The sequence below is a fragment of the Streptomyces spinoverrucosus genome (assembly GCF_006539505.1).
In the GTDB taxonomy this organism is placed as follows: domain Bacteria; phylum Actinomycetota; class Actinomycetes; order Streptomycetales; family Streptomycetaceae; genus Streptomyces; species Streptomyces spinoverrucosus.
The window spans coordinates 1-4,650 of sequence record NZ_BJND01000141.1 but is presented as its reverse complement, the minus strand read 5'-3'; the positions used below and the strand labels follow the sequence as shown (position 1 = coordinate 4,650).

Annotated in this window: 2 protein-coding genes and 3 pseudogenes; 2 read left to right on the top strand and 3 right to left on the bottom strand. The window is 63.1% G+C overall.

Translation table 11 applies throughout. The features are described from left to right. Positions 1–264: 264 nt before the first annotated feature. Positions 265–678, top strand: a pseudogene (locus SSP24_RS41960) (transposase); the annotation flags it as partial. Then, positions 675–827 (top strand): hypothetical protein, encoded by a 153-nt coding sequence (locus tag SSP24_RS44810; RefSeq protein WP_229866382.1) that lies wholly within the window; start codon positions 675–677, stop codon positions 825–827. The pseudogene SSP24_RS41960 and the gene SSP24_RS44810, both read left to right, overlap by 4 nt. A gap of 108 nt (positions 828–935) precedes the next feature. Here the strand turns inward: SSP24_RS44810 and SSP24_RS41955 are convergent, their stop codons facing one another. From SSP24_RS41955 to SSP24_RS41945, 3 genes and pseudogenes are all read right to left on the bottom strand, one after another. Beyond that, positions 936–2,873, bottom strand: a complete 1,938-nt coding sequence (locus SSP24_RS41955) for an RICIN domain-containing protein (RefSeq protein ID WP_167529875.1) — start codon at positions 2,871–2,873, stop codon at positions 936–938. 315 nt (positions 2,874–3,188) lie between these two features. Continuing rightward, positions 3,189–3,497, bottom strand: a pseudogene (locus SSP24_RS41950) (transposase); the annotation flags it as partial. Between the two features lie 575 nt (positions 3,498–4,072). Next, positions 4,073–4,650: pseudogene (locus tag SSP24_RS41945) on the bottom strand (transposase); the annotation flags it as partial.

Genomic DNA, 4,650 nt, shown 5'->3' with positions numbered 1-4,650 from the left:
ACCGGCCGGCGCCGCATCATCCGCCTCGCCCACCACTGGCCCTGGACCCGCGAGATCACAGACGCCCTCGAACGGCTCGCACTCCTGCCGAACCCCGGCTGACCAGCAAACTTGCCCGTCCCTACGAGAAGAAGATCCAACCCGGAGCAGTGGAACCCGGCGTCCACCCGAGACGACACCCGGCCCTCTTGCCTGCCCGCCCCCGGCCACCGACAACGAAATGAGCCACCGACTCCGTCGGCGGCCCATCGCGAAAGATCGAGGTTAGACCTGAAGATCCCGAAGGTGCGGAGCGGGTCATTCTTCCCGTCGCTGCTGGAACGACGACGGCGGATCAACCGGGCGTTGTTCGCCGTGGTGATGGAGGCATACGTGCACGGTGTCTCGACCCGCTCGGTCGACGACCTGGTCAAAGCACTCGGTGCGGACAGCGGGATCTCCAAGTCCGAGGTCTCCCGCATCTGCGGTGAGCTGGACGAGGAACTGACCGCGTTCAAGGAGCGGCCGCTGGACCACACCGTCTTCCCCTACGTCTTCCTGGACGCCACCTACTGCAAGGCGAGGATCAACCACCGGATCGCATCGCAGGCCGTGGTCATCGCGACCGGGATCTCCGCCACCGGGCACCGCGAGATCCTCGGGCTGATGGTCGGCGACAGTGAGTCGAAGCCGTTTTGGACGAAGTGCTGGCCGAACTCCACGACGAGTGGCAGGTCTTCGACCGCCGCTACCTGTCCGAAGCCTCCATGGCCGAACTCTTCACCACCAAGCCAACCGAACCCGAACCACAGATCACCCCACAACCGGAACCGAAACAGCTGCCGTGACTACACCACCCCGCGGGACATGACCTCTCGCGGTGCGGCCCATACGCATCGAACGCTGGTCGCCCAGGCGTCCCTGGGTGACCAGCGTTCGACTCGACTAACGGCATACTACTCGGGTGCAAGTAGAGGATCGCCGCTGCCGTTTTGGAGGAGCCGCCACTGCTGCGCAGTTCCGCCAGTACAGTCCGCTATCGTCAGGTGAGTCCCGTTTGCTGTTGACCCTCCAGAGGGCTGAAGGCACTTTTCGCCCCACACACTCTTGATTCGCTGAAGGGAATTACTCAGGCTCTCAATTTTCCAGAGCTGATTGTCACCCAGGTGACAAGACCACTGGATCACTCGAGTTTTGTCTTGGGCGTGAACGTCCAGGCACTTACCGCTTTCGACGGAGGCGATGGCGTACTGGTCGTCACCCCGGCTGACGAGCTCCCACTTCTGCTTGTTCTCGTTGAGCTTGCTGTAAATCTGGGCCTGCGCCCCGTCTTCATGTGAGCCATTCGCAATTTCGGCTACCTTGCCGCTCGATCCCTCGAGGTTGTAATGGCAGGCCACAAAGCCCGGGCGCCACTCGCCGTCAGCGAGGCCACTTGACAAGAGGACCGGCGTCGTCGTCTTCAGCAGGGTCGTGTCCGCTGCCGGGTAGGAAAACCAACTAGCCATAGCTCCATCAATCGTGGCGCCTTCACGCTCCATCCACCACAAAGTGGGCGGGAGGTACTTTCCGACCATCCATCCCGAGCTAACCATGAGTCGGGGCTGAAACTCCCACCATCCGATTTTGCCGGGCGGAACGTTAACGGTTTGGGTGTCTGTCACCGTTGTGGCAGACCCCCATTGCGTATTCTGGTCCCACGTACGGCTATAACCGATTGCCGCCGAAAAAACCTTGGCAAGGCCGGAAGTTACATTCACCGATTTACCATTCCCCACACTGAAAGAGGAATTCACAGCATGGGAAGACGACTTCGCCATAGGAATGGGCCCAGCGTCGTTCTTTTCGCAGTTATTTGTTGTGGCGCCCACCCGCGTCCACTCGCCATCGATCGGAAGCTCGCCCGCAATTTTGAAGAAGCATTGAGAAATCATCATGCTGGCAGCGGGCGGGTATTCGATGTTCTTGCAGTCTTCCACGACATTGGGTGTACCTGCGGGAATGGGTGGCCAGAATGCTTCTCCGGGCTCACAGAGAACTCCGAGGACCGCTTTCTTGGTCACAGTTCCTCGGTTTTCGATGGTGAAATCAGTACGGTAGTAGCCGTTCTTACCGTCCGGAGCATAGGGGCGCTTATGGTCACTCTTGGTCTGTATCTTCGTGACCGAAAAGTCGTCATGCTTTACCTGGAACGCGTACACATTGTTTCCAAGTTCCACAGTGCCGGGGGAACCATTCGCGCCAAGGCCATTCTTAAAGCGCACCACGTCGTCCCCTTGACAATCGACGAAGTGTGTCGCCGTCCCAGGAGGAACGTCTTGTTCCTTCACGCTCCAGTACAGCGGACGGTCCGAGCCTGCATTGTTCGCCTTGAACACGAAGTGCTGAGTCGCCGTCAAGGACATCGGACTCTGCGTCAGACCGCCACCCTTAGTGTCGGTACTGGAGAGAGCGAGACCGCTCGCTGCGTTGGTGATGTAATACGTACCAAGGTAGCGGTCCACTCCGTGATGAAAGTCCCTGATGGAAGCTTGGTTTATCTTCCAACGCTGGCCTTTCGTATCGTTACAGGCGTTCACAACGACCTTGGTACCTGTGGCAGTGGAGGTGGCATCCAGGCATCTCTTCTGGGCCACATCACTGATCCTGTAGAGAGCGGTGCTGGGGAGGCCTTCTGGGTTCGCCCTCTCTGTGACAAACCACTCCTGCTTCCGATCGCGATGCGAGGGTGGCAGGGCTATGGCCTGGTAGCCCTCAGCCGTGTCGGAGTCTTGTGTCACTGCAAGACCTGCGGATGATGCCGTGGTGATGACGTACACGCCGCCGTGGGCTGGCTTATCCGCCAAAGCAACGTCAGCCACACTGACCTGCAGCAGCGTGGCACCGACTCCCACGGCTGTTATGAGCGCCCACGAACGTCGCCACTGGTTCGAAGGGCGGTGACGCGATCCACCCGCTTCCGCGCGGAGGAGTGACCCTCCCCTCCACCCCGCCCGTGAATGAAAGCTCGATCTGTCCTGTCGAAACTGACGCACTTCTGCCTCATCTCACCGCCAGCTTGGCGCGATTAGAGATTAGAGAGTCGGGGACAGTCTGAGGATCTTCCAGGAAGGCACCGAACACCATAGGGACTGTCCCTAGGTTCGACAACGGGGGGTCCGTCAAACGAACGGGTCTGGCCCGTGGTCGGTGGTAACGACGGGTAGCCGTCAGGGGAGGAGGATGCGGTGGCGGAGGAGGTCGAATCCGGCGCGTCCGTGCATCTGTCTCATGATCCTCTTGGTGCGGGTGTTGACGCCTTCGGTGCGGCCGTTGTGGTAGGGCAAGGTGAGGCCGGCGTCCACGGCGGGCCGGTCGATTTCGAGGCCGTTGGTGAGACTGCGCATGTGGGGCAGGTCGACGGCGCGGGCGGCCGTGATCCACTCGGTGAGTTTCAGGTCGTTGCCCTGGGCCGGTTTCAGCAGGGTGGCGAAGTCGCGTACGAGGTCGGCGAGTGCGGTCATCTCCGGGCAGGCCGTGGCGATCTTCCCTAGCCTCCCCGTTTCGCTTGGGATGGTTGAGCTGGGGCTGATGGCGGTGGACCGGTGTTTTCGGTAGCTGGTCGGCAGGCGGGCAGGGCCGGGGCCCGACGCTCGGGCCGGGTGCTCCAGGGGTTCCTCGGTCGTGGGTGGGTAGGGAACGGTGCTGCAGGTCAGGTGGCCGGTCGCGGCAGTGCCATGAGGCGGGTGAAGGCGTTGACGAGTTCGTGCCGCCAGGGCCAGGTAGCGGCGATCCGTAGACGTGTCGACGACCGCGTAATTCCCCAGCTGCGGCGCCGCTTTCCCCAGGCAAGCGTTCGAACGCGCGGCGAGGTTGAGGGCGGCCCGCCCGCCCGGGCAGTGTCGCGGGTCCTGGCGGTCGGTCAAGGACGCCTTCGGCGCCGCTACCGCGGTGAGCTGCGCTAATCCTTGACAGCCCACCACCACCCACAAGATCCGGCAGCTGTCGGGCGGGCCAGGGACGAGCGGCGTCCCCCCTGGTCGCGCAGGCGCAGGGCCGGGATCCCCATGGGGAATTCTCTGGCGCCGCAGCTGGGGAATATCGCCGTCGTTCACAGACGGAAGCGGCGGCCGCCGCGAGTGATGCGGGCGGCGGCGTGCAGGAGCCGGTAGCGGAGCTTCTTCGGCTCGGCGGTGACCAACTCGCCTTCCAGCAGCAGGGTCTGGGTCCAGGCGAGCAGGTCGGCGGCAGTCAGCGCGAGTTCGAGCCACGCTTGGTTGAGGGCGAAATGGCGGGAGGGGAAGCGGCTGAAGCCGGTGGTCTTGCCGCAGCGGATGCGGTCCTCGACGTGTGCGTGTGCGCGATGGCGGACCTCCAGGTGCTGCAGGGAGCCTTCGCCGTAGGGGGTGTCGGTCAGGAAGACCTGGTGGCGCATGCCTTCGTCGAGGTCGAACAGTGACAGCTGGGCGCCGGGGTGCGGGCGCTCGCGGCGGACGATGATCCGGGTGCCGTCGGGGTAGCCGTCCAGGTCGACCATGCCGGTCAGCTCGGCGACCTCGGCGCCTTCGCGCAGGGTGCCGTCTTGTTCCAGCGCGGGGTGCCAGACCTGCTCGGGCAGGGCGCGGATCGCGCGGCGGACCGGCTCGGTGACGGGGTGTCCGACCGAGAAGAGGTGTGGATTTCCCCGGGTGC